The organism is Geovibrio sp. ADMFC3, from assembly GCF_054687035.1.
The window spans coordinates 1,505,982-1,532,536 of sequence record NZ_BAAFZG010000002.1; the positions used below are offsets into that span (position 1 = coordinate 1,505,982).

The window sequence follows — 26,555 nt, forward strand, 5'->3', positions numbered from 1 at the left end:
AAATGATAATAAAAAGAACCGACGAAAAACTTAAAACAATACTCGGCAGAAACGAATCCTTTGATGAGCAGTATCTTGAGACTGTTCTCTCGATAATAAGCAGAATCAGGAAAGAGGGTGATGCCGCGCTTGTGGAACTCACTCAGAAGTTTGACCGTTTCGACTGTAAAAAGATGGAAATCACCCGCAATGAAATGGAAAAAGCATACAAAGCCCTTGACCCTGCCTTAAAAAAATCTCTAGAAAAGGCAAGGGACAACATAGTCTCCTTCCATGAAAAACAGCTTGAAAAAACATGGATGTATGAAAAAAGCGAAGGCACATTCCTTGGGCAGAAGGTCACACCTCTGGAAAGAGCGGGTGTTTACGTTCCCGGCGGCAAAGCGGTTTATCCTTCAAGCGTACTAATGAACACCCTTCCGGCAAAGGTTGCAGGGGTTAAGGAGATAATCATGACCACGCCCGCCACAGGCGGAGAAGTTAACCCTGTGGTACTTGCTGCGGCATACCTCGCAGGAGTTGACAGGGGCTTTAAAATCGGCGGGGCACAGGCAATAGCGGCTCTCGCATACGGAACGGCAACAGTCCCCAGAGTGGACAAAATTGTGGGACCCGGCAACATCTACGTAGCACTTGCCAAGAAAATGGTTTTCGGTCAGGTGGATATAGACATGATCGCAGGTCCCAGCGAAATACTCATAATTGCGGATAAATCCGCAAAAGCCAAATACATAGCCGCAGATATGCTCTCGCAGGCAGAACACGATGAGTTGGCAAGCTCCGTTGTGGTTACGGATAATAAAAAACTCGCCGAAAAGGTTGAGGAAGAGCTTAAAAAACAGCTTGAAACACTCCCCAAGAAGGAGATAGCAGGAAAATCACTGGCAAACTACGGAGCAATCATCGTCGTGAAAGACATGGAAGAGGCATGCGAGGTGGCGAATGAAATAGCCCCGGAACACCTTGAACTCTGTGTGGAAAACCCCATGGAGATGATGCTTAAAATTAAAAATGCCGGAGCTATATTCCTCGGTGAATACACGCCGGAACCAGTGGGAGACTACATAGCAGGTCCCAACCACGTTCTCCCCACCGGAGGGACGGCACGCTTTTTCTCACCCCTCGGAGTGTACGACTTCGTGAAGCGTTCAAGCATACTCTACTACTCCAAGAAGCAGCTTGCTGAAGACATGGAGGATATAATCACACTCGCAGAACACGAAGAGCTGATAGCCCACCGCAACTCTGCCGCAATAAGACAGAAGAAGAAATAATCAAAAGCTTACCGGGGAAGCCTTCAAAAAGCTTCCCCGCCGTCTACTTCAGCTTATAGCTTGTGCGGCTGCTGTTTTTGAGGAAAATGCGCAGAAGGGGAAAATACACCGCAGGAGCGGCAAGAGTCACAGCCGCGGTCATAAGCTCGGAAAAGCCCGCAGAATCAGCAGAAACAGCAGCAATGAGCATCAGCACCACAGGTACGATATATACCATCCCTACAGAGCGGTAAAACTCACGGCGGGATATTTCCACAGTCACCTCATCCCCTTTTTTAAGGGAACGGGTACTTTTCAGACGCAGAAACATTGAACCGCTTTCGGTCATTCCGCATGAGCCTTTTTCTTTGCAGTCTCCGCATGCCCCGCTTCTGACAACCTCAACAAGCACGCCTTTGCCGCTGTCCGCCTCCACCACTAAGCCTTTGTGGGAAAGGTTAGTTCCCGCCTTCATTCATCATCCTCGCCGGGCAGTGACGTGAAACGGTCACACATGTACTTTTTCCATTTATCATACGTTGGTCTGTTAAGGATTATGTGCAGAAGGCAGATGTTAAAAAACAGGAAGAAATACCTTATATCTCCAGACATAACATAGATGATTATGCCGAAAAATGCTGAAATCTCGCCTATACCGAGATTAATAAGCGTTGCATAATACAGTCTTTTAAGGAGACCATCACCGGTTTCGGCATTCTTTGCCGCATGTTTTTCAATCTCTCTGGAAACAGGGAAAGAGATAACAGACAAAGCAACGAACACAAAGCCCGTCTGCTTTACATAATCCGGTGAAAGATACAGAAAAATATTCCACTCAAGAACCTCGGCGAATCCGGCAAATACAAGGTAAATAAAGACTCCGGGGAACATCGCTTTGGTTATCATCATTGCTTTGTGAAAAAATTCACTCTCGTCAATTCTCGCCATTTATACTCCGTATATATAACATTCGAGTTTAATCCCCGAGGCATAAGCTGTCAAGGGAGTTGAATTATTGGGCTTTTATGTGTTAAATTCAGCATGTAGAAGGAGGGGTTACCGGATATGGCAATAGGTATCTCTGGACTGCGGGGCAGACTGGTTCTTCTGGTGCTGTTCGCGGTGATTCCTGCTCTGGGAGTTCTGCTGTTCACTGCGTTTTCTGAAATACGCTATGAAATGGACAGAGCCCTGAAGGATGCGCACCGCTTTGCCCGCTACGCAGCGGAACACAACAACAGCGCAATGAACGGGACAAAGCATCTGCTTCTGGGACTCTCCAAAATACCCCAGATAAGGGATATGGACGCCCCTGCATGTGAGAAGATTTTTACTGACCTAATAGATGTTTACCCATCATACGAAAACATACTTCTGGTGGATGCCTCAGGCTCTATAGTCTGTTCCGGCAGACCTCTCACCATAACCCGCATCCCCACCAACACAGAATGGTTTACAAAAGCTGTTTCCGAAGGCTCGTTTTACTTCGGTTCATACAGACTCGGGCTTGTGACCGGAGCAACGGAGTTCAGTCTCTCCTTCCCTGTTGAAGACAACGGAGCGGTGAAAAGCGTTCTCTCCACAACCTTCAATCTTTCATGGTTTCGTGCCATAGCCGCTGGCTCACAGCTTCCCGAAGGAACAACTCTTACAGTTCTGGACAGCTCAGGCAAAATACTCGCTATGTATCCCGATGCCGGCGACTGGATAGGCAAAAGCATAGGCAGATCAAAAGCTGTGGAAATGATGCAGAATAATAATGACGGTATGTTCCGTGCCATTGGTCTAGACGGTGAAAAGCGTCTGTTTGGTTTCACCACAATGACCGGACAGGGCACAAACCTCCGCCTTATGGTTGGCATCCCCGAAAAACTCGCCATGGAGCCTGTGAAAAAAGTCTTCTTCTATATTGGCGTATGGATAGTTTTCAGCACCATAGTATTAATAACGGCATGGGTTGCAGGCAGTCTGTTTGCTCTGAATAAAATAAACAGGCTGGTAAACGTCACCAAGGAACTAAGCGCAGGCAATCTCTCCATCCGCACAGGAATCAGATCCGGACGGGGAGATCTGGGGCAGCTCGCAAGGGCATTTGACTCGATGGCGGAGGCATTGCAGGAGCGTGACCGTGAGCTTGAAGCACAGACAGAAGAGCTTGAACGCTCTAACGAGGAACTGGAGCAGTTTGCCTACATCGCAAGCCATGATCTTCAGGAGCCTCTGCGCATGATCTCAAGCTACACTCAGCTTCTGGCAAAACGCTATAAAGACCAGCTGGACGGCGATGCAAATGAATTCATAAACTACGCTGTCGACGGTGCAAACCGTATGCAGGTGCTGATAAACGACCTTCTCAGCTATTCCCGTGTGGGAACAAAGGGCGAGGACTTCAGCCATGTGGATCTAAACAGCGTGCTTGAGGCTGTTAAGGCAAACCTTAAGGGAGTCATAGAAGAAACAGGCGCTGTGATAAAGTACAGCAAGCTGCCCACCGTTATGGCTGATAATTCACAGATGATACAGCTTTTTCAGAACCTCATAGGCAATGCGGTTAAGTTCCGCAGAGAAGGAGTAACACCTGAAATTGAAATAACTTCCAAAAAAGAAGGCAATCTGTTCAGGTTTGTGGTAAAAGATAACGGTATAGGCATAGATAAAAAATATCTGGACAGAATTTTTGTAATATTCCAGAGGCTCCACACCAAGGAAGAGTTCCCCGGAACAGGCATAGGGCTTGCCATATGCAAGAAAATAGTCGAGCGCCACGGCGGTGAGATTTCTGTGGAATCCGCAGAAGGAAAAGGCTCCGACTTCACTTTCACCTTGCAGGGAAAGGGACTTGAATAATGGGAACTAACAGAATCACTCCGTTTGAAATCCTTCTTGTGGAAGACAATGCAGGAGACGCACGCCTTCTTAAGGAAGCTTTCCGGGATATTGATACACCCTGCAACATAAATGTAGTAAAAGACGGAGTGGATGCCCTGCGCTTTCTCTACAGGCAGGACGAATTTTTCAGCGCCCCCAGACCGGATCTTATACTTCTTGATCTAAACCTTCCCCGCAAGGATGGAAGGGAAGTTCTGGCGGACGTTAAACAGAACGAAAGTGTGAAAAGCATTCCGGTTATCGTGCTGACAACATCCTCATCTGAAAAGGATATACAAACCGCATACGGGCTGTATGCGAATTCATATATAAAGAAACCGGTGGATCTGGACGAATTCGAGCATGTGGTGAAAACGATTGAGCAGTTCTGGCTTAAGCTTGCTTTCCTGCCGGAAGGGTGATGTATGGACAAAGAGACGCATTTGAATGTTCTTATAGTGGAAGATAATCCGGGCGATGCAAGGCTTATTGAAATAATGCTCCACGACTGTCCCCAGTTTGATTTCAGGTGTAAAAAAGCGGACAGGCTTTCTTTTGCCCTTGATGCAATCTCTGAGTCAGCCTTTGATGTGGTTCTGCTTGATCTTGCCCTGCCGGACAGCTTCGGGCTGGAAACATTCACCAAGGCGAAGGAAGCAACGCCTCAGACGCCCATTGTGGTATTAACCGGAAATGATGACGAGACAATAGCACTTTCAGCCGTACGTGAAGGAGCGCAGGACTACATAGTTAAGGGACAGTTTGATGAAAAACAGCTTGTAAGAGCCATAAACTATGCCATTGAACGCCAGAAAACCGTTCTCCAGCTTCATACCATGTCATTCAAGGATGAGCTGACAGGGCTGAACAACAGGCGTGGATTCATGATCAAAGCGGACGAGCTGCTGAAGATAAGCCGGAGAAGTACAGGTATTTTCACCATCTATTTCATTGATCTGGACGGCATGAAACGAATTAACGATACCCTCGGACACTCTGAAGGAGATAAGGCGCTCATTGATATGGCTGACATTATGCGGAAGTCATTCAGAGAGTCGGATGTTCTCGCCCGCCTCGGCGGGGATGAGTTCGCAGCGGCAGTCGTTCTGGAATCTTCTGCGGATGCAGGCACTGTCAAAGAAAGACTTCAGGATAAAATAAGCAAGCTCAACGGTTCAGATATACGCTCATACACTCTCGCAGCAAGTATAGGCTGTGCTTTTTGCAACGACAGTTGTTCGGGACTGGACGCCCTTCTGGAAACGGCCGATGAAGTGATGTACGAGGAGAAAAAGAAACGCAGAAATGCGCCCTTATAAAAAAAGCCCCGCCGTTTAAACAGCAGGGCTGCGGATTATCTTGATATTGCGGCTGCCATCACCACATACTCCGGGATGTCCACCTCTTTTTCCTCTCTGTCTTCGATAGCGTCAATATCGAAAAGATCATCAAGGTTCAAAAATTCATCTTTTTCACGGCTAAGGCTTATGCCGTAGCCTTCATGCACATTTTCTCTGAACCAGTCAAAGGAAAGCGTGTCATCAAAAAGGAAGTCCAGTTTCTCGGCTATGAGTTTGAGCCCGCCGTTTTCAACTATGTAAGGATCTTCCGTAGTTCCGACAATACGCATAGCTTCACTGCGTTCTTCTATATGCACGGCGAGCTTGCCGATTACAGCTTCAACCCTAAGTTTTTCCTGCTCCTGCAGGGCAATTTCCAAGCGTTTCATCATCGCACCCTCCAGTTTATAATATTATACCATACCTATCGGCTTAGTCAGCATGCAACTAAGAAATATTTACTTGTGTTTTTCTTAAAATTCAGCCGAGCCTTGTTTAATCAGGGTTTAACAAATATTTTGAATTGTGCCCCGCACATCAAAAATTTAAAATCCTAATTATTGTGTTTTCAGGTTCTGATAAGTGCTGTTTAAAAGATGTGCCGTAAAAAATAAAATTCAAGTGTAATCAGACAAAATTTTATTATTAGCAAACTAAACGGCGCTCAAATCCTCTTAATAATTCAGTGTTTAGAAAGACAAAACCGCCGTACCAGCATTACTGACGATACGGCGGTTATTAAGAAAAGCTTTTTCTGATTTACTTTAAAAATGAATACTCGTACTCAGTGTGGTCCTTATAAGTTCCATTAAGAATAGCCACAACATCCTCAACAAACACAAGCTCTTCATTAGTTGGGATAACGTAAACTTTAACCTTTGATTCCGGAGTAGAAATTTCGGTTTCGCCGTGTTTGGAGAAGGTCGAAAGATTTTTCTGCTCATCAACCACTATCCCCATGCCTTCGAGCCCTTCCAGCGCCTTCTGGCGGATTATTCCCGCATTTTCACCCACACCTGCGGTGAAAACTATGGCATCCAGCCTGCCGAGAACAGCATAGTACGTGCCTATATATTTCTTGAGCCTGTAAGCTTCCATATCTATGGCAAGCCGGCATCTGTCCTTACTGTCAGGGAAATTACACTGAAGAATATCCCTTCTGTCGGTATATTTACCGCTGATGCCCAGCATACCGGACTTTTTGTTAAGGATCGTGTCCATCTTGCGGTAGTCAATATCCAGCTGTCCCTGCATGAACAGAGGAATAGCCGGGTCAATATCACCGCATCTTGTTCCCATTATTGCGCCCTCAAGAGGTGTAAGCCCCATTGATGTATCAACGGAGATTCCGTTCTTGATTGCGGTGTGGGAAACACCGTTGCCGATGTGCATTGTGATGATATTGCAGTCCTTGGAATTTTTACCGAGGAGAGCCGCCGCCCTTTTGGATACGTAAAGGTGGCTTGTTCCGTGGAAACCATAGCGCCTTACGCCGTAATGCTCATACCATTCATAGGGAACAGCATACATATAGGCGTAGTCGGGCATTGTCTGGTGAAATGCAGTGTCAAATATCGCAACCTGCGGAACATCCGGCAGAACTTCATAAGCTGCCCTGATACCTGCAAGGTTGGGCGGGTTATGCAGCGGTGCAAGGTGCTGAACATCCTCAATGGTTTTTATAACGTCAGCATCAAGCCTCACGCTTCTTTTAAACTTATCTCCTCCGTGGACAACTCTGTGCCCCACGGCGGATATTTCGGTCATGCTTTTGATAACTCCCGTTTCCGAAGCGGTGAGGGTTTTTACAATAAGCTCCACAGCAGTGCCGTGGTCGTGACACTCATACTCGTCCCTGTAGGTTGGTCTGCCCTCGACTTCGTGAACAATGAACGAGTCACCGATACCGACACGCTCCACCACTCCCTTGGCGATAACAAGTTTGTTATCCCAGTCGTAAAGCTGGTATTTTGCGGATGAGCTTCCGCAGTTAAGCGCAAGTATAAACATAAGCGTTCCCCCCTTAGTCAGCCTGAACAGCCGTGATGGCGGCAACGTTTACTATATCCATATATTTACAGCCTCTGGAAAGGTCATTAACAGGCTTGGCGAGACCCTGAATCACAGGACCAATAGCTTCCGCTCCGGCTATCCTCTCCACTAGTTTGTAGCCGATGTTTCCTGAATCAAGATCAGGGAAAACAAGCACATTTGCCATACCTGCGACATTGCTTCCCGGTGCTTTCTTAGCACCTACAGATGAGAGAAGTGCCGCATCCGCCTGAAGCTCACCGTCAATGGCAAGTTCCGGTGCAAGCTCCTTAGCTATTTTGAGAGCTTCGGTCACTTTGTCCACATCCTCGTGCTGTGCGCTCCCCTTTGTGGAGAACGAGAGAAGAGCAACCTTGGGTTCAACCTCAAGAAAAGCCTTGCAGCTGTCCGCAGTGGCGAGGGCTATTTCAGCCAGAGTTCTTGCATCAGGGTTGGGAATAACCGCACAGTCGGCAAAAAGGACTGCGCCGTCTTTTCCGAACTCGGGCTTAGGAGTAACCATGATGAAACAACTTGAGACCGTTCTCATCCCTTTTTTTGTTCCGATAACACGGATAGCCGCACGGAGAACGTCACCCGTGGTGTGGCAGGCGCCGGTCACAGCACCATCAGCTATGCCTTTCTCCACAAGCATGGAACCGAAGTAAAGCACGTCTTTCATACTTTCGGCGGCTTCCTCCATAGTCATGCCTTTGGATTTTCTTTTTTCGTAGTAGGCATTGGTAAAGTCTTCAAGATATTTACTGGTTTTGGGGTCGATAATTTCGCATTTTACTGCGTAGCCTTTTTTCTCAAAAAGTCCCCTGACCTCATTTTCGTCCCCCAGAACTATAACTTTGGCGAGTCCGTTTTCAACTATGGCGTTTGCGGCGTCTATTGTCCTTTCATCAGTTCCTTCCGGCAAAACAATTGTCTTGTTTCTGGACTTGGCGATGTCCCAGAACTTATTCATTAGCGACATATCAGAACCTCCGAAAATAGAAAAGTATTTTGTTTTAGAGGATTACATTAAAAAACTCAATAGAAAATTTTATGAATCCCGCACATCCTTATAAATGTACCGCAGCCCTTTGCTCAGCAGGGTTTTATCAAGTATGTATTTTTGACTCTTAAAGCAAAGCGGGCGTCCCGAAGGACGCCCTGTTTAATTATTAGTTTATTTTTTTAATCTCACTGAACCCTTTGGACAAAGCCTGCTCGTTCAGAGGTATCAGATCATGATGTTTTTTCGAGAGAGCATTGGGAAGCTCAATCACCGCCTCATCAAGGGTAAAAAGACCGGAAACAGCCAGAAGACCGCCTATCATAACCATGTTGGCGACTTTCACATTTCCGAGATCCCTTGCTATATCCCCTGCACTGAGCCCGTAGAACTCCACATCAGTCCTTGTAACCGCAGAAGGATCAACAAGGGTTGTGTCAAGCACCGCTTTAGCCCCTTTGCGGAAACGGGGCTGAAATTTATTGAACGAAGGCATGTTCATTATCAGTCCGTAAGCAGGAGCTGTCACGATGGGCGAACCTATTTCAAGGTCAGAAATAACCACCGTGCAGTTTGCCGTTCCGCCTCGCTGCTCCGCCCCGTATGAGGGAAACCACGTAACATTGAGCCCCTTGTGTGAGGCAATATGTGCAAGCATCATTCCGGCACTGAGGATACCCTGCCCGCCGAAACCTGCCATTACGCTTTCAAAAATCATTTATCACCCCCGTCCGTATCCTTGAACACTCCAAGGGGATAGTATGCCTCCATGTCCTTTTCAACAAACTGAACAGCATCAAGAGGAGTCATGCCCCAGTTGGTCGGGCATGTGGAAAGAACCTCAACAAATGAGAAGCCTTTCTTGTCCTTCTGGTTCTGGAAGGCTTTTTTGATAGCTCTTTTAGCCTTCATAATTTTAGCCGGTGTAGCTGCGCTTACCCTTGCGCTGTAAACCACAGGCTCAAGAGCGCCCATTATCTCCGCCATTCTGAACGGTGAGCCGTGAGCGGCACAATCCCTGCCTGTGGGGGTTGTGGTTGTTCTCTGTCCGGGGAGAGTGGTGGGAGCCATCTGTCCGCCGGTCATGCCGTAGTTGGCGTTGTTCACAAAGATAACGGTGATCATCTCGCCTCTGTTTGCGGCGTGCATAATCTCGCCCATGCCTATGGAGGCAAGGTCGCCGTCACCCTGATAGCTGAATACGGTGAGATCCGGTCTCACCCTTTTTATACCCGTAGCAAGAGCAGGAGCTCTGCCGTGGGGAGCTTCCACTATATCTGTCCTGAAATATTCATAAAGAAGAACAGCGCATCCCACCGGAGCAACACCCACAGCAGTTTCACGCAGTTCAAGCTCATCCAGAGCCTCGCCCACAAGCCTGTGGATAATTCCGTGGCTGCATCCGGGGCAGAAGATCGTTGTTTTTTCCGTTAAGCTTTCCGGTTTCTGAAAAACAATGCTCATTTCACTACCCCTGCATCTCTTTTATCTTGGCGGTTATCTCTTCCGGTGAGAAGGATTCGCCGCCCGGGCATCCCATGAACTCAACAGGTACAGCACCTTCAACCGCCACCTTGACATCAAAAAGCATCTGCCCGGTGTTCATCTCCGCAACAAGAACCTTTTTCGCCTTCTTTGCAGCTTCGGCGAGTGCGGCATAGGGGAATGGGCATATAGTTATAGGGCGAAAAAGCGCTGCCTTGATCCCCTGCTCCTTAAGCTGGCGTATGGCTGTTTTGGCAACCCTTGCGGAAGTTCCGAAGGCTGCTATCAGCACATCATAATCTGTATCTGTGAGTTCGTATTTTGTTTCCGCTTCTGTTATCTTTTCAAACTTGCTGACCAGATCCCAGTTGTGCTTACGAAGTTCGCCTTCAGCCAGACGGAGAGACATAACCGCTCTGGGGTCTCTGCCTTTTGCTCCGCTTAAGCCCCATCCCTGATCGCCTTTCATTTCAGGCTTTTCTTCAGGGAGAAGAACAGGTTCAGCCATCTGTCCCAACGCGCCGTCACCGAGGATGAAGACCGGAATTTTATATTTATCAGCTACATCAAAAGCATTGTAAGTGAGGTCAACAGCTTCCTGAACAGTGGAGGGAGCATAAACGATCATCTTGTAATCACCGTTTCCGCCGCCTCTTGTAGCCTGATTATAGTCGCCCTGACTGGGACCTATGTTGCCCAGACCGGGACCGCCCCTCATAATGTTCACTATAACAGCGGGAACTTCCGCTCCGCACATGTATGATATGGCTTCCTGCATAAGTGCGATGCCGGGGCTTGAGGATGATGTCATAACCCTGCATCCGGTAGCTGCTGCCCCGTAAACCATGTTTATGGCAGCAACTTCGCTTTCGGCCTGCACAAATGCACGCCCCTTTGCCGGCATGTGGTATGACATATATGACGTAAATTCGTTCTGGGGAGTAATGGGATAACCGAAATAGCCCGCAAGTCCCGCTCTTATCGAGGCTTCGGCTATGGCTTCGTTCCCCTTCATCAGTACCTTTTTGCTCATTATCTACCGCCTGAATCCTGTTTCTGAAGGGTAAAGACCACATCCGGACAGACAAGCGCGCAGCTTTTACAGAGAATACACGCATCCTGATCCGTACACATAATGATGTTGTAGCCCATGGAGTTTATATTTTCGGAAAACGAGAGAATTTTTTTCGGACAGACCTGAATGCACAGACCGCATCCCTTGCATTTCTCGCCGTTAATAAGAACTTTGTTCATAACTTTCCTCCGAGATGAAGGAAAATTTTAATGGAAAAAAAACATAATGCAACTTAAAAAAAGGTACGCAGTACATAATAGGATGCTTAAAACAGTGCATTTCATGAAAAATTAAGGCGAATCTGCTTTACAACATGGGCATAAAACAGATAAATTAAGCCTTTGAAACACGCTTAAAGGACAATAAAGATGAAAATAATTTTTATGGGAACGCCGGAAACAGCCGTGCCTACCCTTAAAGCCATAGTTGAAAAAGGTCACGAAGTACCGCTTGTAGTAACTCAGCCGGACAAGCCCAAAGGCAGAAGCTCTGCCCTTGTACCCACACCCGTTAAAGCATATGCCCTTCAGGCAGGATTAAAAGTTGTTCAGCCGGAAAAGCTGAAGAACAATGAAGAGTTCATGAGCCTTCTTGAAAGCCTTGAGGCTGATTTCCTCGTGGTTGTGGCATACGGGAAAATACTTTCCGAGCGAGTGCTGAAATCACCGAAAAAAGCCCCCATAAATGTTCACTTCTCACTACTGCCTAAGTACAGAGGCGCAGCACCCGTAAACTGGGCAATAGTAAACGGTGAGGAAGATGCAGGCGTTACAACAATGTTAATGGATGTGGGACTCGATACTGGCGACATGCTTATGAAAGCTGCAACTCCCATCGAACGCAAAACAACCGAAGATCTGCTGGCCGAGCTTGCTGTGACAGGGGCAGAACTGCTCATTGAAACAATAGACAAGTTTGACAGCATAACACCCGAAAAACAGAACGATGCGGAACATACATATGCTCCGATGATGAAAAAGGAAGACGGACTCATAGACTGGAACAAAAGCGCTGATGATATAGAAAGAATGATCAGGGGATTTCAGCCGTGGCCTGTGGCTTACTCCGTTCTTGATGGGCAGATGTTCAAGTTTTTCGCCGCTGACGTGGCTGAAAACTGCTCAAAGCCCGCTGGTACAATATTTGATGTAACCAAGAAAAGCTTCTCTGTTGCGTGCGGAACAGGCGCTCTCATTGTAAAAGAGCTTCAGGCGGAAGGCAAAAAACGCATGCCCGCAGCAAGCTTTTTAAGCGGTTTCAAGCTGGAAGAAGGGAAAAAGTTTGACTGATTCCCCCCGAATGCAGAGATTAATCAGATTTATCACCATTAAAGCAGTTTTCCCGCTGGTTCTGGCGGCGGGAAAGCTCATAAAAGCAGACAGGGACAGACTTTCGGCAAGGCTGATCAGGCTGAACAACCGCCTCGTAACAAACCTTGCCAGACAAGCCGGAACCGGACAGATTACGGTTATTCTGCCCCACTGCCTTCAGAACGAAAACTGTGAACTCAAAATAACTTCAGACATCTATAAGTGTAAACGGTGCGGAAGATGCGATCTGGAAAAGCTTGCATTCGCCGGAGAAAGATATAATTTATCAATAAATATAGCTACAGGCGGTTCCTCTGCTCTCAGGATTGTGAAAGAGGCAAAACCGCAAGTGATTGCAGCCGTTGCCTGCGAACGGGACTTAATCAGCGGCATCAGAGACATATACCCCATACCCGTAATAGGAATATGCAACCGCCGCCCTGACGGTCCCTGCCGCAATACCCGTGTGGATATCAGCGATATTGAGGAAGCACTCAGGGCAGCAGGCGGAATAAGAACAACAGATTAAGGATATAATAAAAATTGAGGTATAAAGAAATGAGCAACTCTATGAAAACAGCATTCTTCATGGCGCTTCTCACCGTGCTTTTCATGTTTGTGGGAAGTCTCATAGGCGGAAGAGGAGGAATGATGTTCGCTTTTATCCTTGCGATAGGAATGAACTTCTTCTCCTACTGGTTCAGTGACAAACTTGTTCTGAAGATGTACAAAGCGGTTGAGGTTGACGAGGCCGAAGCACCGGGTATTCACAGAATAGTCCGTAACCTCACGGCGAAGGGCGGAATACCCATGCCTAAGGTATATGTTATGCACAGCGAGACCCCCAACGCATTCGCTACGGGCAGAAACCCCGAAAACGCAGCAGTTGCAGTAACCACAGGGATAGTTGACCTTCTCAGCGATGACGAGCTTGAGGGAGTTCTCGCTCACGAGCTGGCGCACATCTACGGACGTGACATTCTGATAGGCACAATAGCGGCAACCTTCGCCGGCGCAATAATGATGATAGCAAATACTGCAAAGTGGGCTATGATTTTCGGCGGCGGCAGAAGCGAGAACGGCGAAAACAGCAACCCTGTGGCGGCTATTGCGGCAATGATAATAGCTCCGATTGCAGCGATGATGATACAGATGGCGATCTCAAGATCCAGAGAATATATAGCCGATGCCAGAGGTGCAAAACTCTGCGGCAAACCTAAAGCCCTTGCAAACGCTCTCCGCAAAATTTCCGGCGGCGTGGCGGCAGCGCCAATGGACGAGGCACAGCCTGCAACAGCCCACATGTTTATAATGAACCCCTTCTCCGGCAGGCAGGCTATGAACCTTTTCTCCACTCACCCCCCTGTGGAGGAGAGAATCGCCAGACTTGAAGCGATGTAGGTTTTGCATCTAATTTAGGCTTTTCAAAAATCCGGTTTTTTGGGAAGAGTATGAGAAACCCTTTTTTCCCGTTAAAAAAGGGTTTCTCAAGTTATAATAATTTATTAACCTGTCTGAAATAAGAAAATCCAAAACCAAAGGATAAAGAAACATATGTCCGACAAGATGCGAGGCAGGCTTTACAGTCTGCTGACAGACTATTACTCGAAGAAATACAGGGAAGATTATTTTCAGGATGCGGTGATGCGGCGTTTTTACCGCAAGCTGTATTTTGAGATATTCCGCAACCTCGGCACCATAGAAAAGGCGATAGGGCGGTTCACGGAGTTTCGTCCGGCGCCGGAGCAGATGGCGGCTCTCGTTATGGGTTCTGCCCAGCTTCTTTATATGAACGATGTGCCGGACTATGCTGCAGTTAATGAATCTGTGAGCCTTGTGGGCAAAAACAAGCGTGGGTTTATCAACGCTGTTCTCCGCAAAATAATAGCAAAGCGAGAGGAGATACTTGCCGCATCTGTTGAGCGTGACAATTTCCCCGTGTGGCTTGCTGACCGTTGGCGCAAGCGCTACGGCAACATATCCGCAGAGAAGATAATGGCGGCTTACAATCAGGCACCCCCTTTATATGCTCTGAATGTTGAGAATCTCGCCGTGGAAGAGGTTGAGGAATATGACGAGGAAGCCGAAAACCTTTACTACATGGATAAGGCATCGGCTATGATACCGACCCTTGCGGGGAAAACGGAACCTGCATCCGTTCTGGACTGCTGCGCCGCACCCGGCGGCAAAACTCTTATTCTGGGAAAAATGTATCCGGAATCGATGATATTCGCCGTTGAGATAAATCCGAAAAGATTTGAGGTTCTGGAAGAAACTGTTGAAAGGTTCGGACTTGATAATGTTCAGCCTGTTAACAATGACATAATGAAGATGGAAGGGGACGAAGCTTTTGACATCATCCTTCTTGATGCTCCGTGTACGGCTATCGGAACCATGTGCAAACACCCTGAAATACGCTGGATACGCAACGAGATGCAAATAAGAGAAAAGTCCTCGATCCAGAGAAAGATGCTGATAAAAACAAGCAGGCTTCTGGCGAAGCAGGGCAGGCTGATATACAGCGTATGCACCACGGAGCCTGAGGAAACAACCGATATAGTCAACGCTTTCCTCACGGAGAACCCTAATTTCAGGGCGGTTAAGCCTGCCTGCCCCGATGAGTTCATAAGGGGGGACTACTTCGTGTCTGATCCTTCAAAATCAAACTGTGACGGTTTCTTCGCTGCAGTGCTGGAAAAGATAAAGTAGAAACAAAGAGACAGGGGAAAGCTGACGGTTAGTTTCCCCTTCTCATCAGCTTTTTATTACCCTTCCGAAAAATTCGGACAGGAAAAACGCCGCAGAAGCCACCATTATTATCGCCGCACCTGACGTAAGGTTAAAGGTGTATGACAGCCAAAGCCCAATAATAGTAAACAGCAGATTCAACACAACAGATGAAACCATCATCAGCCGCAGATCCTTGACATAACGTTCCGCAATATAAGGCGGAATACTTATCATAGCTATAACCAGAATCAGCCCCACCACACGAATTATCAGAACAACAGTGAGCGCAACCATGATGATCAGCAGATAATAAAGCGGCTTAACCGGAACACCTATGGAAACGGCAAAGTCCTCATCAAAGCTCATTGCCTGAAGATCTCTGAAAAAGAAGACAATAAAGAGAACAACAGCCAGATCAAGAACGGCCATAAGCCAAAGGTCAGACTGCGGAACAGCCAGAATGCTCCCGAAGAGATAGCTCATCAGATCAACATTGTAACCCGGCGTAAGATCTGTAAGGATGATGCCCACAGCCATGCCCAGAGACCAGACAACACCTATGACAGTATCCGCACGTTTTTTATTGCTCATGGATATAAAAGCCACAAGCACGCCCACCGCAACAGAGAAGCCCAAAGCTCCGAAAAGGGGAGATATACCCAGAAAAAAAGCAAGACCTATACCGCCGTAAGCCGCATGGGCTATGCCGCCGGATATGAATACTATGCGGTTTACAACAACCAGAGTGCCTATAATGCCGCAGGCTATACAGGCAAACAGCCCCGCAAGAAGTGCGTTCTGCATAAATCCGAAGGAGAGTGCCTCAAGCATGGGTGTGACCTCCGTGAAGGTTTTGCGGAATCCCCAAAGAATCGCATTCGTCGCAGCCTGTGCCGCCGTAAGCCATGCGGAGCATCTCCGGTGTTACCTCCGGTGAGGAGTGAAAATGAAGCTTATTATTTATACATGCAACGCTTGTGGCGTATCTGGGTATTATGCTTAAATCGTGGCTAACCACCACTATTGTCATTGTTTTGTTCAGCTCACGGAGCCTGTCAAAAAGATCCTTCTGCCCCTTAGTGTCCACACTTGAGGTGGGCTCATCCAGAAAGAGCATTTTCGGCTCCATGGCAAGGGCACGGGATATAAAAACCCTCTGTTTCTGACCTCCGGAAAGGTTATCCACAGGAGAACCAGCCAGATGTTCCACTTCCAGATACTCCATCACAGAGCGTACCTTCTCTATATCTGCCCTGTCCGCACGGGCAAAGCGCCCTTTGAGCTTCATCCTGCCCATCATGGCGACCTGAAAAGCATTTATGGGAAAACCCCTTGCGGATGTGACATCCTGCGGGACATAGCCTATGAGCCCTGCTGCGTCCGAAACTGTTTTACCGAACACTCGAACCTCGCCCCTGTTCTGACGCAGAATGCCCAAAATAATCTTAAGCAGGGTGGATTTTCCCCCGCCGTTCGGACCTATGACAGCGAGAAACTCCCCCTCCGGCAGAGCAAGGCTGACATCGGTAAGTATGGGGTTCTCCCCGTAGGAGAACTCTAAATCATTGATTTCTATTGCATTCATTTATTTTTTCAGCACCTTTCCGAGAACTTCCGAAACATGTATAAGGTTGCTGCTCCACTCGTATGCAAGGGGGTCAAGCTCTGCAACTTCACCGCCTATGGAGGATGCTATAGCCTGTGCGCTTTTTTTGGAGAACTGCGGCTGCACAAATACAACCTTTATTCCCCTTTCTTTGGCATAGCCTATAAGCTCCTGAAGCTGTGCGGGCTTGGGCTCTTTACCTTCCACCTCAACAGCCACCTGACGAAGGTTATACTTCCTTGCAAAGTAGCCCCATGAAGGATGAAAAACCATGAAAGGAGAATCTTTCGGCACGCCTTTAAGGTTTTCACGTATTCTGGCGTCTGCTGTGTCTATTTCTTTGAGAAGAGCTGAGAGGTTGGCATCATAAACACTTTTACCTGCCGGGTCTATCTCTGAAAAAGTATTCGCCATAAGTTTAGCCATTATTTTCATATTCATAGGCGAAAGCCATATGTGCGGATCAAGCCCGCTGTGGTCATGGTCGTGGTGATGTTCGTCTTCACCATGTTCATGGTCGTGGTCATGTCCGTGTTCATCGGGTTCGATAATCTCACCGGGAATGGGGTATCTGGGCACAGCATCAGCGCAGTCTACATGTATTATATTTTTATTTGTCGAAAGAAGCTTTTCAAGCCATACATCCTCAAAGGAAAGGTCAATTGAAAAATAAACCTGAGCCTTGGAAATAAAAACCATCTGCTGAGGCTTTGGTTCATAGTTGTGAGGGTTTGAGCCTTTGCCCACAACCGCCATTGTTTCAAAGCGTCCTCCGGTTATCTTGTCCGCAAGATATTTCTGGGGGATAATGCTGACCGCCGCTTTAAAATCTGCGGCATAAACCTGTGATGAAAGAAAAATTAGCAGACCTGTAATCACTGCAAGGAAGCGCATTTTTCACATACTCCTTTGATGTCCAGCGAAACGGAGGAGATGTGGAAGCCTTTGCCCACACGTCCCAGAATAAGACCTTCCTCAAAAGTAAGCGGCTCCAGACAATACACTTTTCCACATTTGCAGCAGTGAAAATGAGGATGCACAGGATTATGCTCGCACGCTTTTTCATAGAAGGATGTGCCCGAATCGCCGGTAATTTCCCTGATAAGCCCCTTCTCCAGAAGAAGGGATACCACACGATAAACCGTGACGAGATCTATATTCCCCTTCTCCGTTGCCGCCTCGTGCAAGTCTTTTGCACTCATAGGACGCTCCGCAGAGAGAATCAGAGAGAGGACAATCTCCCGTCTTTCAGTAATTTTGAGCTTTTTGGATCTGAGAAGATCCGCTGCAACACATACTGCCATGAAAAAAACATATTCCTTTTGCAAATGATTTGCAAGTGAGATCTAAGAACTTTCCTCTGCCTGACAAGTCTGCACAACGAAGCGGATTATCCGTGCAGGAGAGACAGGCATCTGAAATATAAGCTGATTTCGGGTCAAATCTATATCATACCCTTTATAATCCCTATTCCGGCATAGCCGAAATAACCTTTTTCATTCAAATCTGAAAGCGCACCCACAGTAACGCCTCCCAGAGCATAAACTTTTTTCTCCGTATCGGTGACATCAACAGCACCCAAAGGCTTAACCTCGTAAGGTTTGTCTGTCATAAATATGGGACTTAACGTAAAAAAATCCGCCTGAACCTTCTCTATCTCTTCCAGAGAATGGGCGGAGTAACCTGTGACCAGTTCAGGAAAAACCTCTTCAACCGTTTCCGGCGGCAGTGTCCGCTCATTAAGCTGAACACCGTCAAAACCCGCCGCAATAGCTATGTCCGGTCTTTCGGACAGAATAAGAAACGCATCCGGCAGAAGCTCACGCATTTTAGCCGCCTTTCGGTAAATATCTCCGGCGTCCAGATTCTTCGCCCTGAACCATATCATCTCCGATCGGTCTGCGACTCTTTCTGCAACCTGAAGATAGCTGTCACCAAAGGTTTCATAGTCTATAACTGCCAAAAACCTCAGCACTTTACATGTACCTCTCAAAAACTCTGTTGTATGCGGCACGAACACTTTTGCGCACCCACGCATACTTTTCACTTAAACATTCCGCAGGGTTTTTCTCAAAACAAAAGAACATCCCCGCCTTTGCCAAAATCTCTTCATTTGACGGAAGCCTTGATGTTGAGGTATTTTCATAAACACGCAGAACATTTTCCAGCGTCCGGTAAAAATGATAGCTGTCATGCAGGGCGTAATAGTCCCTGTCTTTTATGAAGCCTTTATTCTTAAGATGAACCATCACATCATGCGTATTGGGATTGCGGACGTTTTCATCCTCATATCCGGTGAGAAGCTGAAGCATCTGAACTGTAAATTCAATATCCAGCATCCCGCCGTAACCTGCTTTTATATCGTTCTTTTCAGGAGGGGAACCTTTTTCCGTCTCTATCCTTGCACGCATTTCTTTTATATCTTTTAGCCCTTCTTTTGACAAAGGGGAACTGAAAAGACACTCCATCTTGATTTCGTCAAACACAGTATTAAGCGAGGAATCAGTGTTTACAACACTCGAACGTGCCAGAGCCTGTTTTTCCCATACCATAGCCTCCTTGAGCTGATACTCACGGAAAGCGGGAAGGCTAGTAACCAGAGTTCCGCTGGAACCGCTTGGGCGCAGCCTTGTGTCGATTTTGTAAAGAATGCCGTTTGTGGTGTAAGAGCTTAAAAAGGATATGGCACGCTGAAGAACCTTCGTAAAGAATTCCATATTTGTTATCTGATTTTTACCGTCTGTCCTGCCGTTTTGCTCATACAGAAAAATTATGTCCAGATCAGACCCGAAGCTCATCTCATAGCTGCCCAGCTTGCCCATGCCGACCACAAGGAAGTCACATATCCGGCCGTCATCAGTCAGGGGTCTGCCGTACCTCTCTGTAACCTGCTCATAAGCATTGTCCACAGCAAACTGTATGGTTCCTTTGGCAAGCTCAGTGAGAGCCTTCATTGTATGTATAACATTCAGAGTTCCGTTGAGAAACGCATAGCCGACATTAAAAATATAAGCCTTATGCCTTTGCCGGACTATTTCCATTATATATTCGGTATCGCCCTTATATTTTCTTGTACGTTCATGGTAATCAAGCCTGATTGATCCGCTTTTAAAATCCGGATTCTTAGGGTCGTATACATAATCAAGCAGCGTGCGGTCACTTATTATCTGGTCTGACATATAACGGCTGAAGGAGAATATATTCTCCAGCTTATCCAGAATCGCAGGAGCGCCGGTGATTATGTCCTGAAGAAGATAAACTGTTGTGGGGTGAGAGAGAAGCTTCTCAAAATTAAGCAGAGTGCCCGCAGGGTCTGTTCTTTCCGGCAAATGCTCCAGCACACGGGTAAGCACCATCTCTATTATCCGTATCTCCTCCGGTGTGCGGATGAAGTTTTTCCGCCCCTGAAGTATCTCTTTTATTATGGACGAACACTTTACGGAGTCCTTTATCCCCTTATCCTGAATAATCCTCGCCACTTCCTCCTGCTCTAACTCTTTGTCAAAAATCAGCGAGGAAGCGTCTGTGTTTTCATGATCACGAAAAATGCCTGAAAAGACCTGATGCACAAAGTTTGTGGTTTTTTCATACTTTCTGTTAAACTCATCTTCTGACTCAAACCCGCAGCGCTCCAGGTAAAGAGGATATGAAGAACTGTCCTCCGGTATCACATGAGTCTGCTTTTCATCCTCGATCTGCGCCATATGCTCAAGCCGGCGGAGAAAACGGTATTCTTTTTTCAGCCTCTCCGCCGTCTCTGCTTCAAGCTGACCGAAGCGGACCAGAAGATCTATTCCTTCAAGAGTTGACGGATGATAAATCTCCGGATGCTTGGGGTAGTAAAGAATCTGAAAAGCCTGAACAACAAACTCTATCTCTCTGATACCGCCGTAACCCAGTTTAACATTTCTGTTGCCCCGTTTTTCCTCTCTGCGGTCTATCTTCTGCTTTATGTTTTTTAGCTCATCCAGAAGTTTATAATCCAGACTGCGCCTGAAAACAAACGGGCGGACGGCACGGAGAAAATCCGCTCCGGTACGTTTATCACCCGCAACAGGGCGTGCCTTAAGGAGCATCATACGCTCCCAGCCCTGACCGTAGGACTCGTAGTAGATCTCACAGCTCCGCACAGGAAGAACTATAGCCCCCCTGTCGCCATCGGGACGGAGGCGGAGATCCACACGGAACACTATTCCGTCCTCTGTTCTTGTTCCTATGTAGCCGGTTATTTTTTCCGCCAGACGTGTAAAGAATACGTGGTTTTCAACAGAGGGCTTTTCGCCGCTGTCGTCTGTTCTGCCCATCTCCGTGTCGTAAACATACATTATATCTATGTCAGAGCTGAAATTAAGCTCCCAGCCGCCCAGTTTGCCAAGCCCTATGACCGTCATGCCGATTCGGGCTCCGCTCTCGTCCTGTGGTCTTCCAAGCTCACGGCTCAGATTGAAATAAGCATATTTATATGCCGCTTCAAGTGAAGCTGATGCAAATGAAGAAATATGCGCCGTGATATCCTTCACATCTGCACCATAAACCAGATCCTTGAGAGCTATGGCGGTGTACTCCGTCATTTTGATCATACGAAGATGTTTTAAGAGAGCATTTTCATCAAGTTCATGAAAATCCGGAGTAAGGATGTCATCCAGAATGCTGTCAACATTACGCTCAAGCTTTGCCAAATCCAGAGCCTTTGCAGCATACTCAGGGTGTTTCTCAAGCCAGCCGGCAATAAACAGCGAATGTCTGAACACCTTTTCGAGATCTTTTTTATCAGGATGGCCTGTTACACTCATTACTTTATTAAATTTATCCGTCATTTAGCCACCGGAACGACAATATACACGCTGGTTTTATCAATACCCCGCTCCGCCTCGGCGAAGCCTCCCATGTCAGCGGCAAGCCTCCGTACAGTCGCAAGTCCGAAATATCCCCTGAATTTATCCGGCGATATGTTAAACGGCTGAAAGAGATCTTCCGTTTCCTTATCAAAGAGCATATCACCGCCCTGAACTGAAATCTCAAGGAATTCAGTAAATCCAAGAGTTCTTTCTGCAACATTTACAGTGACTGTGCTGTTTTTGTCTGTGATTGCTGAAAAAGTATTCATCAGCGCAAAAAATACGCAGGGATGAAGCCTCTCATAATCGGTCTTCGCATCCTTTTTATTAGTATTATACAGCACCTTTATACGGTTTTTGCCGTGAAAAACCTCGGCATCGGAGACTGCTTTCTGTATAGCCTTCGAGGATTTCTTCATGGACTGTCCGTCTTTACGGAAATAAAACTCCGCCTTATCAGTTTTTTCAGACTCTTCACGAAGTATTTTTCTTATCACTCCGCAGTTCACCCGCACACCTTCCATGTTTTCCGCCCGTTCCATCATTTCCGCCTGAATGCTTATGCTCTGGATAACTCCACGCCATTCGTGGATGAGAAATCTGCCCACGGTTTGTTTCTCCTCACGTAGAATCATACCGCTGAGTTCCTCTTCACGTTTTTTATCTCTTACTGAGCGCCAGTACCCATAGCCAGTTACCGCCGCTGTGGCAAACACAAGCAGGGTGAGCAGAAAAGATGCATTGGCTCCCGCCGGAAGTTGCGGAGAGATATAGGCGGTCACACCTGTAACAAGAAAAAGAACTGCGGATATATAAAAAAGATTCATAGTTTTCACCTTCATTTTAAAATCCCACAGACTGCGCCTGCGGCTAATATCAATCCTATGATAGTCTTCGTTATTTTTCAACTGCCATAGATTTAAAAAAAATTTTATATTTATTCTTGACAACAAATAATCCGGCGTGTATGTTAGCAATCCTTGGCGCGGGATAGAGCAGCTTGGTAGCTCGTCGGGCTCATAACCCGAAGGTCGTTGGTTCAAATCCGGCTCCCGCTATTTCAACAAGTTTAAAGGCTTGCTCATTAAATGAGCAAGCCTTTTTTCTTTATATAATAGTGTTAATCTGTACATCCTGTCAGATTAACACACACGCTCACGCCGAACTTCGTTCGTCTCCGCTACGCACGGCGCAACTATCCACATCCCTGACAACCGTTTTCAAACTGACTTACATTCCCATATTCCTCGTAACATAAACGTTATCGGTCACAACAATAACACGTATTGACATTTCCATGTCATCATGATAACACATCATCTATAATACGTAACACGGAGTTTATCATGAAAAAAGTCATTACACTGCTGTTTATACTTTGTGCATCTGTTTCTTTTGCTCATTTCCAGACATTGATCCCTTCGACAGATGTTGTCACTCCCACTTCCAGAACCGCATCCTTCCACATGGAATTCACTCACCCCTTTGAACAGGGACCTGTTATGGAAATGGTTAAACCTAAAGATGTTTCTGTTTTCTTCGGCGGCAAAAAAACAGACCTGATGAAATCCATATCGAAGACTGCTGTTGAAGGCAAAACAGCATGGGACTTCAAATATTCTTTTACAAAACCCGGTGACTATATTTTCGCTGTAACACCCGACTACTATTTTGAACCTGCCGAAGGTGTTTTCATTCAGCACATAACAAAAACTGTAGTAAACGCATTCGGAATGGAAGAAGGGGGGGATACACCGGCGGGTCTTAAAGCTGAAATTGTTCCGCTTACACGCCCTTACGGTCTCTGGACTGGCAACACTTTTACAGGCCAGGTACTCTACAAAGGCAAACCTGTTGCGGATGCTGAAATTGAGGTTGAATTTTATAACAAAGGCAGTAAGATTAAAAGCCCCACCGATGCCCATATAACTCAGGTCATTAAGGCAGACTCAAACGGTATTTTCAGTTACTCTATGCCCTTTACCGGCTGGTGGGCGTTTGCAGCGCTTATCGAAGATGACGTAACGGTCAAACACGAAGGCAAAGACTATCCTGTTGAACTTGGCGCTGTCTTTTGGGTGAAAACTTACGGAGCAAAATAGTATGCATATATCCGAAGGCATTCTTTCAGCTCCTGTGCTTGGCGCAGGGGCGGCCGCCTCGCTGGGCTTTCTTGTTTACGGCTTCAGTAAAATGAAAGATGAAATGCTGACAAAAACAGCGCTGATGTCCAGCCTGTTTTTTGTCGGTTCTTTTATACATGTCCCGCTGGGTCCCTCCAGTGTCCATCTTTTGCTTAATGGTCTTGTGGGTTCAGTGTTGGGCTTTGCCGCATTTCCTGCAATATTTATGGCACTCCTGCTTCAGGGACTGCTGTTCCAATTCGGAGGCATAACCACTCTCGGTGTAAACACATTTGATGCTGCCTTCCCTGCGTTATGTGCTTACTTCATCTTCAGACAGGCTCTCGCTGTGCAGGGAATCAAAAGGACTGTCCTCTTTTTTCTCACAGGCTTTATTCCTGTTACTCTTTCAAGTATTTTAGTTGCCTTTATGCTTTTTCTCAGTGGCGATAAATTGTTTCAGGCTGCTCAGGCAATACTTCTAGCTCACATCCCGGTGATGTTCATTGAAGGCATTGCAACAGTATTCATTTTAAATTTTATAATGAAGGTTTACCCTTCTCTTATTGATCACCGGAGTGCAAAATGAAAAAATTACTCACAGTCTTTTTGTTATTAACCGCTCTTTCACCCGCATATGCACACAAACTTAATGTTCTTGCCATTTACGAGAGCGGAACACTGAATATATCTTCATATTTTGCTGACGGAACATTCTGCAAACGCTGCGCATATACAGTAACAGGCACCGACGGACATGTGATTTTTAAAGGAACCCTAAGCAACAGCGGCGAAGCTGTCTTAAGCGGAGAGCTTCCTTCTTCCTTCACAGTTAATGTTGATGCGGGCATGGGACACTTCGCCAAAATGGAAGTAGTACCTGAGCCGTCTGCAGATTCACAAACATCAGTGTCCTCCGATACTCAGACTTCTGTTAATTCAGAGGCTCTCCGAACCATAATACGCCAGGAACTTGCAAAACAAACCGTTGAAATTCAGACAGCCATAGACGCAGGACACACTCAGACAGATAAAATTATAGCCGGAATAGGCTATCTTTTAGGCATTTTCGGACTGTTCATGCTTTTCAGGAAAAAATGAAATTTTCTCCGCCCGCTGCCCTTTTCGCTGCTGTAATCTATTCACTGCTGATAGCCTTCAGAACAGATATTACAGTTTATGATGCTTTTTTTGCGCTCTTTCTAATATTAGTTTCTATAAAAGAGGGTTTGCGCCCGCTCCTCAGGCTTTTACGCCTTAATCTTATAATCCTCTTTATATGCGCAACTATTCTATTTTTTCACAATGACGCATCATATGCTCTGCTTATTTTTCTTCGTGCAAACCTTATTCTGAGTGCAAACCTTCTCCTAATAACCCCACACGGTAAAATGGGCATCTATTACGGATTCTGCGGATTGAGGTTTCCCGATAAATTCACTGTTCTGCTGTTTTTTGTTATCAAATACATAGAGATTCTTGGCGCTGAATATAAAAAAATGCGTGACTCGCTTAAAATACGGTGCTTTAATCCGAAAACCAATCTGTTCACATATAAAACCTTAGGGTATCTAGTGGGAATGCTGTTTATAAAAAGTATGGAAAAAGCAAAATCACTTCATCATGCAATGATTCTGAGAGGCTTTAAGGGAAAACTTTATCCTTTCAACACACACCTCCTCGCTGGTTCGGACACGCTTCTCGCTGTTGTTCTCGTTGCCCAGACCATCTTAACATTCTGGCAGGTTATATGAGCTGCACTCTGTCATTAAATAATATTTCATGCTGTTTAGGCGACAGAACATTGTTCAGAAACGTTACTATTAATCTCACCCATAAAGATAAAATTGCCGTTCTGGGCCCTAACGGCGCAGGTAAGACAACTCTGCTTAAAGCTATTGTCGGTTTGCAGACTATCAGCACCGGTCATTTTGAAATACATCACAAAAGACTTGAAACAGAGAAGGATTTCGCACTGGCAAGGCGTGAAGTAGGGTTTCTTTTTCAGGATCCTGACGATCAGATTATCGCCCCTACAGTGATCGAAGAGGTCGCTTTTGGTCTCCTCAATGAAGGAATGAAACAATCGGAAGCAGTTGCAAAAGCGGAAGCAATGCTTGATGAGCTGCACATATCCCACCTTCGTGACCGTATAACGCTGAACCTCTCCGGCGGTGAGAAGAAAATGGTTGCTCTGGCGTCTGTACTTGTAATGAAGCCTGCAATACTTCTCCTTGATGAGCCTTCAGCCGCCCTTGACGCAAAGAGTGAGAACAAGCTTGCCGAAATCCTCAAAGGAATAGATAAGACTATGCTTATCGTATCCCACGATCTGGGTTTTATCGAAAAAATCGGCGCCCGCAAAATGTTCCTGACCGAAAACGGACTCATCGAAGGATAAACTTTCCCCCACATTCAGCCAACTCTTCCTAACTTCTTCTAAAGTAAACTGCTTAACCCAGAACAGTTCCATGGATGGAACTACGCCGTGCGTAGCGAAAGGCAGTTAAACTGCCTGCGAGCGTGTATGAAAAAAACACAGGATGTAGTTTTTTTCATGATAATGACAGACTCTGCGCCGTGCGAAGCGGAGACGAACGAAGTTCGGCGCGAGCGTGTGTGTTAATCTGACAGGATGTGCAGACGGGCTTGTCATTGTCGAATACAACTCCAAGGATGGAGTTGCGCCGTGCGAAGCGGAGACGAACGAAGTTCGGCGTGAGCGTGTGTGTTAATCTGACAGGATGTACAGATGGGCATGTTATTGTCAAATACAACTCCAAGGATGGAGTTGCGCCGTGCGTAGCGGAGACGAACGAAGTTCGGCGCGAGCGTGTGTGTTAATCTGACAGGATGTGCAGATTAACACTATTAATAACGAAAAAGGCGGGAG

At 46.5% G+C, this 26,555-nt stretch carries 29 protein-coding genes and 1 tRNA gene; 14 read left to right on the top strand and 16 right to left on the bottom strand.

Translation table 11 applies throughout. The features are described from left to right. Window positions 1–2: 2 nt before the first annotated feature. Window positions 3–1,274 carry a histidinol dehydrogenase gene (gene hisD / locus ACYRYY_RS07540; RefSeq protein ID WP_460214997.1) on the top strand — a complete coding sequence of 424 codons (1,272 nt, stop codon included), beginning with the start codon at window positions 3–5 and terminating at the stop codon, window positions 1,272–1,274. Between the two features lie 43 nt (window positions 1,275–1,317). On the opposite strand, the gene ACYRYY_RS07545 is transcribed toward hisD, so the two are convergent. Next, window positions 1,318–1,728 carry a SoxR reducing system RseC family protein gene (locus tag ACYRYY_RS07545; RefSeq protein WP_460214998.1) on the bottom strand — a complete coding sequence of 137 codons (411 nt, stop codon included), beginning with the start codon at window positions 1,726–1,728 and terminating at the stop codon, window positions 1,318–1,320. Next, entirely contained in the window at window positions 1,725–2,201 is a 477-nt protein-coding gene (locus ACYRYY_RS07550; RefSeq protein WP_460214999.1) for a hypothetical protein, read from the bottom strand. The genes ACYRYY_RS07545 and ACYRYY_RS07550 overlap by 4 nt, the downstream gene beginning before the upstream one ends. A gap of 117 nt (window positions 2,202–2,318) precedes the next feature. On the opposite strand from ACYRYY_RS07550, the gene ACYRYY_RS07555 reads away from it, so the two are divergent. From ACYRYY_RS07555 to ACYRYY_RS07565, 3 genes are read left to right on the top strand one after another with little or no spacing between them, the layout of a single operon-like run. Beyond that, window positions 2,319–4,100 carry an ATP-binding protein gene (locus ACYRYY_RS07555; RefSeq protein ID WP_460215000.1) on the top strand — a complete coding sequence of 594 codons (1,782 nt, stop codon included), beginning with the start codon at window positions 2,319–2,321 and terminating at the stop codon, window positions 4,098–4,100. After that, on the top strand, window positions 4,100–4,543 hold the full coding sequence (locus ACYRYY_RS07560; RefSeq protein WP_460215001.1) for a response regulator: 444 nt from the start codon (window positions 4,100–4,102) through the stop codon (window positions 4,541–4,543). Before ACYRYY_RS07555 ends, ACYRYY_RS07560 begins: the two co-directional genes overlap by 1 nt. 3 nt (window positions 4,544–4,546) lie before the next feature. Beyond that, window positions 4,547–5,440 (top strand): GGDEF domain-containing protein, encoded by an 894-nt coding sequence (locus tag ACYRYY_RS07565; protein WP_460215002.1) that lies wholly within the window; start codon window positions 4,547–4,549, stop codon window positions 5,438–5,440. A 35-nt stretch (window positions 5,441–5,475) separates the two neighbouring features. Here ACYRYY_RS07565 and ACYRYY_RS07570 read toward each other — a convergent pair whose 3' ends face one another. From ACYRYY_RS07570 to ACYRYY_RS07600, 7 genes are all read right to left on the bottom strand, one after another. Continuing rightward, window positions 5,476–5,853 (bottom strand): hypothetical protein, encoded by a 378-nt coding sequence (locus ACYRYY_RS07570; RefSeq protein WP_460215003.1) that lies wholly within the window; start codon window positions 5,851–5,853, stop codon window positions 5,476–5,478. A 367-nt stretch (window positions 5,854–6,220) separates the two neighbouring features. Next, entirely contained in the window at window positions 6,221–7,471 is a 1,251-nt protein-coding gene (locus tag ACYRYY_RS07575; protein ID WP_460215004.1) for an acetate kinase, read from the bottom strand. Window positions 7,472–7,484: 13 nt separating this feature from the next. Further along, a complete protein-coding gene (gene pta, locus ACYRYY_RS07580; protein ID WP_460215005.1) occupies window positions 7,485–8,474 on the bottom strand; it encodes a phosphate acetyltransferase in 990 nt (329 codons plus the stop codon). Window positions 8,475–8,664: 190 nt separating this feature from the next. Next, complete coding sequence (locus ACYRYY_RS07585) at window positions 8,665–9,213, bottom strand: 2-oxoacid:acceptor oxidoreductase family protein (RefSeq protein ID WP_460215006.1); 549 nt, start codon at window positions 9,211–9,213, stop codon at window positions 8,665–8,667. Then, the gene (locus tag ACYRYY_RS07590; RefSeq protein WP_460215007.1) at window positions 9,210–9,959 is read right to left on the bottom strand and encodes a thiamine pyrophosphate-dependent enzyme; all 750 of its coding nucleotides are present in this window, start codon (window positions 9,957–9,959) and stop codon (window positions 9,210–9,212) included. Before ACYRYY_RS07590 ends, ACYRYY_RS07585 begins: the two co-directional genes overlap by 4 nt. A 4-nt stretch (window positions 9,960–9,963) precedes the next feature. Further along, window positions 9,964–11,013, bottom strand: coding sequence for a 3-methyl-2-oxobutanoate dehydrogenase subunit VorB (gene vorB, locus ACYRYY_RS07595; protein WP_460215008.1), 1,050 nt, complete (start codon window positions 11,011–11,013; stop codon window positions 9,964–9,966). After that, window positions 11,013–11,234, bottom strand: a complete 222-nt coding sequence (locus tag ACYRYY_RS07600; RefSeq protein WP_460215009.1) for a 4Fe-4S dicluster domain-containing protein — start codon at window positions 11,232–11,234, stop codon at window positions 11,013–11,015. Before ACYRYY_RS07600 ends, vorB begins: the two co-directional genes overlap by 1 nt. Before the next feature lie 189 nt (window positions 11,235–11,423). Here ACYRYY_RS07600 and fmt point away from each other — a divergent pair, with 189 nt between their 5' ends. The 4 genes from fmt (at window position 11,424) to ACYRYY_RS07620 (ending at window position 15,074) form a co-directional block, all read left to right on the top strand. Beyond that, complete coding sequence (gene fmt / locus ACYRYY_RS07605; protein ID WP_460215010.1) at window positions 11,424–12,344, top strand: methionyl-tRNA formyltransferase; 921 nt, start codon at window positions 11,424–11,426, stop codon at window positions 12,342–12,344. 10 nt (window positions 12,345–12,354) lie between these two features. Continuing rightward, the gene (locus tag ACYRYY_RS07610) at window positions 12,355–12,894 is read left to right on the top strand and encodes a DUF116 domain-containing protein (protein ID WP_460215011.1); all 540 of its coding nucleotides are present in this window, start codon (window positions 12,355–12,357) and stop codon (window positions 12,892–12,894) included. A gap of 41 nt (window positions 12,895–12,935) precedes the next feature. Then, complete coding sequence (gene htpX / locus ACYRYY_RS07615; protein ID WP_460215012.1) at window positions 12,936–13,766, top strand: zinc metalloprotease HtpX; 831 nt, start codon at window positions 12,936–12,938, stop codon at window positions 13,764–13,766. Between the two features lie 153 nt (window positions 13,767–13,919). Continuing rightward, the gene (locus tag ACYRYY_RS07620; protein WP_460215013.1) at window positions 13,920–15,074 is read left to right on the top strand and encodes an RsmB/NOP family class I SAM-dependent RNA methyltransferase; all 1,155 of its coding nucleotides are present in this window, start codon (window positions 13,920–13,922) and stop codon (window positions 15,072–15,074) included. Between the two features lie 45 nt (window positions 15,075–15,119). Here the strand turns inward: ACYRYY_RS07620 and ACYRYY_RS07625 are convergent, their stop codons facing one another. From ACYRYY_RS07625 to ACYRYY_RS07655, 7 genes are all read right to left on the bottom strand, one after another. Further along, complete coding sequence (locus ACYRYY_RS07625) at window positions 15,120–15,926, bottom strand: metal ABC transporter permease (protein ID WP_460215014.1); 807 nt, start codon at window positions 15,924–15,926, stop codon at window positions 15,120–15,122. Further along, window positions 15,919–16,680, bottom strand: a complete 762-nt coding sequence (locus ACYRYY_RS07630; RefSeq protein ID WP_460215015.1) for a metal ABC transporter ATP-binding protein — start codon at window positions 16,678–16,680, stop codon at window positions 15,919–15,921. Before ACYRYY_RS07630 ends, ACYRYY_RS07625 begins: the two co-directional genes overlap by 8 nt. Next, window positions 16,681–17,595, bottom strand: coding sequence for a metal ABC transporter solute-binding protein, Zn/Mn family (locus ACYRYY_RS07635; RefSeq protein WP_460215016.1), 915 nt, complete (start codon window positions 17,593–17,595; stop codon window positions 16,681–16,683). It lies immediately after the preceding gene. Beyond that, a complete protein-coding gene (locus ACYRYY_RS07640; protein ID WP_460215017.1) occupies window positions 17,577–18,005 on the bottom strand; it encodes a Fur family transcriptional regulator in 429 nt (142 codons plus the stop codon). The genes ACYRYY_RS07635 and ACYRYY_RS07640 overlap by 19 nt, the downstream gene beginning before the upstream one ends. 140 nt (window positions 18,006–18,145) lie before the next feature. After that, window positions 18,146–18,664 (bottom strand): thiamine phosphate synthase, encoded by a 519-nt coding sequence (locus ACYRYY_RS07645; protein ID WP_460215018.1) that lies wholly within the window; start codon window positions 18,662–18,664, stop codon window positions 18,146–18,148. A 13-nt stretch (window positions 18,665–18,677) separates the two neighbouring features. Continuing rightward, a complete protein-coding gene (glnE, locus tag ACYRYY_RS07650) occupies window positions 18,678–21,518 on the bottom strand; it encodes a bifunctional [glutamate--ammonia ligase]-adenylyl-L-tyrosine phosphorylase/[glutamate--ammonia-ligase] adenylyltransferase (RefSeq protein WP_460215019.1) in 2,841 nt (946 codons plus the stop codon). Next, entirely contained in the window at window positions 21,515–22,366 is an 852-nt protein-coding gene (locus ACYRYY_RS07655; RefSeq protein WP_460215020.1) for an ATP-binding protein, read from the bottom strand. The genes glnE and ACYRYY_RS07655 overlap by 4 nt, the downstream gene beginning before the upstream one ends. A gap of 157 nt (window positions 22,367–22,523) precedes the next feature. On the opposite strand from ACYRYY_RS07655, the gene ACYRYY_RS07660 reads away from it, so the two are divergent. The 6 genes from ACYRYY_RS07660 to ACYRYY_RS07685 all read left to right on the top strand — a co-directional run bounded on the left by ACYRYY_RS07660 (window position 22,524) and on the right by ACYRYY_RS07685 (window position 26,063). Further along, window positions 22,524–22,597, top strand: a tRNA-Met gene (locus tag ACYRYY_RS07660). A 288-nt stretch (window positions 22,598–22,885) separates the two neighbouring features. Continuing rightward, complete coding sequence (locus ACYRYY_RS07665; RefSeq protein WP_460215021.1) at window positions 22,886–23,641, top strand: DUF4198 domain-containing protein; 756 nt, start codon at window positions 22,886–22,888, stop codon at window positions 23,639–23,641. A gap of 1 nt (window position 23,642) precedes the next feature. Then, the gene (cbiM, locus tag ACYRYY_RS07670) at window positions 23,643–24,251 is read left to right on the top strand and encodes a cobalt transporter CbiM (protein ID WP_460215022.1); all 609 of its coding nucleotides are present in this window, start codon (window positions 23,643–23,645) and stop codon (window positions 24,249–24,251) included. Further along, entirely contained in the window at window positions 24,248–24,763 is a 516-nt protein-coding gene (locus ACYRYY_RS07675) for a hypothetical protein (RefSeq protein WP_460215023.1), read from the top strand. The genes cbiM and ACYRYY_RS07675 overlap by 4 nt, the downstream gene beginning before the upstream one ends. Beyond that, a complete protein-coding gene (locus ACYRYY_RS07680; RefSeq protein ID WP_460215024.1) occupies window positions 24,760–25,416 on the top strand; it encodes an energy-coupling factor transporter transmembrane component T family protein in 657 nt (218 codons plus the stop codon). Before ACYRYY_RS07675 ends, ACYRYY_RS07680 begins: the two co-directional genes overlap by 4 nt. Next, window positions 25,413–26,063, top strand: a complete 651-nt coding sequence (locus ACYRYY_RS07685; protein ID WP_460215025.1) for an energy-coupling factor ABC transporter ATP-binding protein — start codon at window positions 25,413–25,415, stop codon at window positions 26,061–26,063. The genes ACYRYY_RS07680 and ACYRYY_RS07685 overlap by 4 nt, the downstream gene beginning before the upstream one ends. Window positions 26,064–26,555 lie beyond the last annotated feature (492 nt).